The sequence below is a fragment of the Streptomyces sp. NPDC001732 genome, assembly GCF_053596315.1.
In genome coordinates, this window is record NZ_JBSFFY010000165.1 from 1 (window position 1) to 3,610 (window position 3,610).

Annotated in this window: 4 protein-coding genes and 1 pseudogene; 2 read left to right on the plus strand and 3 right to left on the minus strand. The window is 67.0% G+C overall.

The window, feature by feature from the left end:
• Nucleotides 1–401 precede the first annotated feature (401 nt).
• Nucleotides 402–566, plus strand: a complete 165-nt coding sequence (locus ACWCXX_RS40895; RefSeq protein ID WP_451136339.1) for a hypothetical protein — start codon at nucleotides 402–404, stop codon at nucleotides 564–566.
• Between the two features lie 85 nt (nucleotides 567–651).
• Here the strand turns inward: ACWCXX_RS40895 and ACWCXX_RS40900 are convergent, their stop codons facing one another.
• Nucleotides 652–1,590 carry an AraC family transcriptional regulator gene (locus tag ACWCXX_RS40900; protein WP_451136341.1) on the minus strand — a complete coding sequence of 313 codons (939 nt, stop codon included), beginning with the start codon at nucleotides 1,588–1,590 and terminating at the stop codon, nucleotides 652–654.
• A 74-nt stretch (nucleotides 1,591–1,664) separates the two neighbouring features.
• Here ACWCXX_RS40900 and ACWCXX_RS40905 point away from each other — a divergent pair, with 74 nt between their 5' ends.
• Entirely contained in the window at nucleotides 1,665–2,483 is an 819-nt protein-coding gene (locus ACWCXX_RS40905) for an NAD(P)H-binding protein (protein WP_451136343.1), read from the plus strand.
• A 413-nt stretch (nucleotides 2,484–2,896) separates the two neighbouring features.
• Here the strand turns inward: ACWCXX_RS40905 and ACWCXX_RS40910 are convergent, their stop codons facing one another.
• Entirely contained in the window at nucleotides 2,897–3,469 is a 573-nt protein-coding gene (locus ACWCXX_RS40910) for a hypothetical protein (RefSeq protein ID WP_451136345.1), read from the minus strand.
• Nucleotides 3,470–3,497: 28 nt separating this feature from the next.
• Nucleotides 3,498–3,610 (minus strand): annotated as a pseudogene (locus tag ACWCXX_RS40915) (IS5/IS1182 family transposase); the annotation flags it as partial.

Below are 3,610 nucleotides of genomic sequence, written 5' to 3' on the forward strand. Positions count from 1 at the left end.
AATCGCACCCTCGATCTCCGCGACTCGCTGAGGAAAGACGTATCCCGACGTGATCCGGTCCAGGGCCAGACTGATTATCTCTGCGTTGGTAGGCATGGTTGAGGAGTGTAGGCCCCTGGCCGCGAAGAACGCCCCGAAATATCCCAGGCAGAGCGCTCACTGACGTCGCCTCGGCAGTGATCACTTCCAGACTCGGTTTTGCGAGGGAGGCTCGGGCGATGTCACCGATCCGGCTGACGGTGACGTACTGCAGGGTGCGCCGGCGTTGCTTGACACCATGACCCGCGACGACCTCGGAGGCGAGGAGTTCCGCGACACCTATCCCAAGGCGGTTGCGGAGCCGATCGAGGCCAAGCAGCCGCACCCGAGCCGGCGGGGAGCCGGGCCAGCTGGTCGACTTGATGGCCGCACTGAACGAGTCCGTGGCCAAGGTCAAGGCATCTCGCGGCGACGACGGCGCTGACGTCCACGAGGCGTCCAAGAAGCGGACCGGGAAGTACACAACGGCCAAGAAGACCGCGGCGAAGAAGACGACCCCAAATCGGGTTGAAGCGCTCCCGGTCTGATGGAGGCTCTGATGTCCCCCGCTTCGCTGGATCGAAGCCGACAGCCCATCGCCGGTTCCTGATCTCGACGAGATGGGACAGGGCTTCAAGACCTGCCCCGATGAGCAGACGGCGGAATCCCTCGCACCCGCTTGAAGGCCGCACTGAACGCGAACCCATCCGTATACCCGACCTCCCTGCCCACTTCCGCCACCGTCACGCCCGGCACTCGGAGCCGATCGGCGGCCAGGGCCATCCGCCAGTCGGTGAGGTAGGCCAGCGGGGGTCTCCCGACCAGGGCTGAGAAGCGCCGGGCGAACGCAGTGCGGGACATGCCGGCCTCGGCCGCGAGCGAGGCGACCGTCCACGGCCGCGCCGGCTCCTCGTGCAGCCGGCGCAGTACGTGCCCGATGTCCGGATCGGCGAGGGCCCGGTAGCCGGGAGGCGGGGTGGCGCCCGAGTGTGCGAACCACGTCCGCAGGACCCGGACGAGCAACAGGTCCAAGAAGCGGTCCAGGACGCTCTGCTGCCCCGGTTCTTCCTTGTCGACCTCAGCGGCGATCAGCCTGAGGAGCTCGTAAAGACCGGAATCCGGGCGCACGATCGTGACCGGCGGCAGCGCGTCGAGCAGCGGCTGGCACAGATCACCGCCACCCCGGTATCCGGCGGTGACCAGTAGATCCGTCGAGCTGTCCGCCGCGTCACCAACGGTGCGGCCGGTCACCCTCCAATTGCGGCCCGCTTCCCACGGGGCACCGACGAGGGTGCAACGGTCGGCGCCGTCCACCAGCACCAGCACCCCGCTGTCCGGCCGATCCAGGATGCTGTAGGGCGACCGCGTCCGCACGAGCGCGATGGTGCCCTGCGGCAACTCGACCGGTTCGCCCTCAGCAGGCACGAGCCACGCCTCGCCGCGCACCATCGCACTGAGCATCAGCGGCGCCGGGTCGGTGAACCGCATCCCCCACGGCGGCGCGCTGACTGTGCTGCAGAAAGCCGCCCCACGTGCCCTGACCCCGGCGAGATAGTCGTCAAGAAGATCCATGCTGGAACGATCGCACATGGATCTGGCCGTCTCAGCCATGGAACGTCCCGGGGAGCCCCTGTTGACTGACAGACATGACACAGATCCTCGTTCTCGGCGCTACTGGCAAGACCGGCAGCCGCATCGTTCCCCGCCTCACCTCCCTTGGGCACACCGTCCGCTCCGCTTCCCGCTCGTCGGAAATCCGCTTCGACTGGGCCGACCGCTCCACCTGGGACCGGGCCCTGGCAGACACGGAGGCGGTGTACTTCGTCCCGACCGAAACGCTCGGCCTGCCCGAACGTGCCGAGCTGGTGGACCGGGCCAAGGCGGCCGGGGTCCGCCGGATCGTCCAGCTGTCGGTCCGCGGTATCGACGCCGACGGCGGCGTACCTGAGACGGAGGCGGCGGTCCGTGAATCCGGGCTGGAATGGACCATGTTGCGGCCCTGCTGGTTCTCGCAGGACTTCTCCGCACCGGATTTCTTCCTTCCTGCGGTTCTGGATGGTGAGCTCGCGACTCCTGCCGGGGACGGCCGTGAACCCTTCGTTGACGTGGAGGACATCTCAGACGTCGCGGTGGCTGCCCTCACCGACGACGGCCACGCGGGCAAGATCTACGAACTGTCCGGCCCCCGCGCACTCTCCTTCGCCGAGGCCCTCGCCCTTATCGGAGCCGCCGTCGGCCGCGAGCTGCACCACCGGCACCAGGACCCGGCCGACTACGTCGCCGCCCAGGTCGCGGCGGGCCACGACGTCGCTGACGCCGAAGCCGTCGCCCTCTTCCTGAACGGGATTCGCCTCGGCAAGGACGACTACATCAGCACTGGCGTACAGGAAGCCCTCGGCCGCGCCCCCCGTTCCTTCGAGGACTACGTACGTACGGCAGCGCCCACGGGGGTCTGGAACCCCTGACCGGTCGGGCACCCGAAGGGGCGGTCTCGAAGATCGGCCCCGGGCTTCGCAGATTCCCTTTCATGTCTGTGGTCGGCGAGTTCGGGGTGGTTTGGACGCTGAGGACTTCGGAGTCGGATGCCGCGGATGATCTGCACTGTCGACGGATCCCGGGTGGGTCGCGAACTCACCAGGTGATCATCCAGTGGCGTCATAGACGGAATTCCAATCAGCAGCGCAGTGCGCCGGGACCGCCAGGGTGCTCCCCGATGGGCACCAGGCTCTCGCCCTCGCTCTCGACCCACACCGCGTGCTGGCGGGGCGCGGCCGGGCCTGGATACGTCGACCAGGGTCATGAAGCTCTTTCTCGATCCCAAGCAGACGGGCGGCAGGCAGCAGGCAGAGCCCGGGGCTGCGCAGCCGATGACGGCCCCTTACCGAGCAACCGCTCTGCCATCCGCTGACCACGTACGGACTACGTGCTCAATGCGTACGTGATCTGTACGGCCCATCGGTGCCGAACTGGTGCATCCGGTCGTGGAGTTGGGGCAGGTGGGGTGCAGCGGAGTGATACCGGTACCCGCGTACGGCTCGGGTTCCAGCGACAGAACCGTGAGGGACTCCCCTGCCTTGATCGCGTGCCAGGCGACCGCAACCGCGTGAGCCACCGGCCAGCCCAGGTTTTTCCAGTTCATCGCGTCTACGGAGTGCGCAGCGGTGAACGGGATGTTCTCAGCATCGGCAGGGAGTTCTGGCGGACAATTCGGCTGGCCGTCGAGAAAGACACCTGGACGGCGCGCCTTGTCGTGTTGCTGTGCATTACAGGTGCCATTTTGTTCGCTGCCTACACGATCGGCCGGTGAGATGGCCAGGGCCGATTCCGGGGCCGAGTCGAACTGCGCCGCCAGGCTGAATGTCAGAGCGAACAACTCCCCCACGCCCGGCACGCCTGCGGCTTTGAATCCGTGGTCCCGGTAGGGCGCGCCGACCATGATCTGAGAGGGCATTTAGCGTGGGCGAATTGCCTCTTATGCCCTAGTAGGCCCCTCGCCAGGTTGGCGTGGTCTCGTCCGTTATGCGCTTGGCGAGGTTGTCGATCGAGGCGACGTAGATCATGGCTTCGGAGCTGGTGGTTAGGGTCTCGTAGT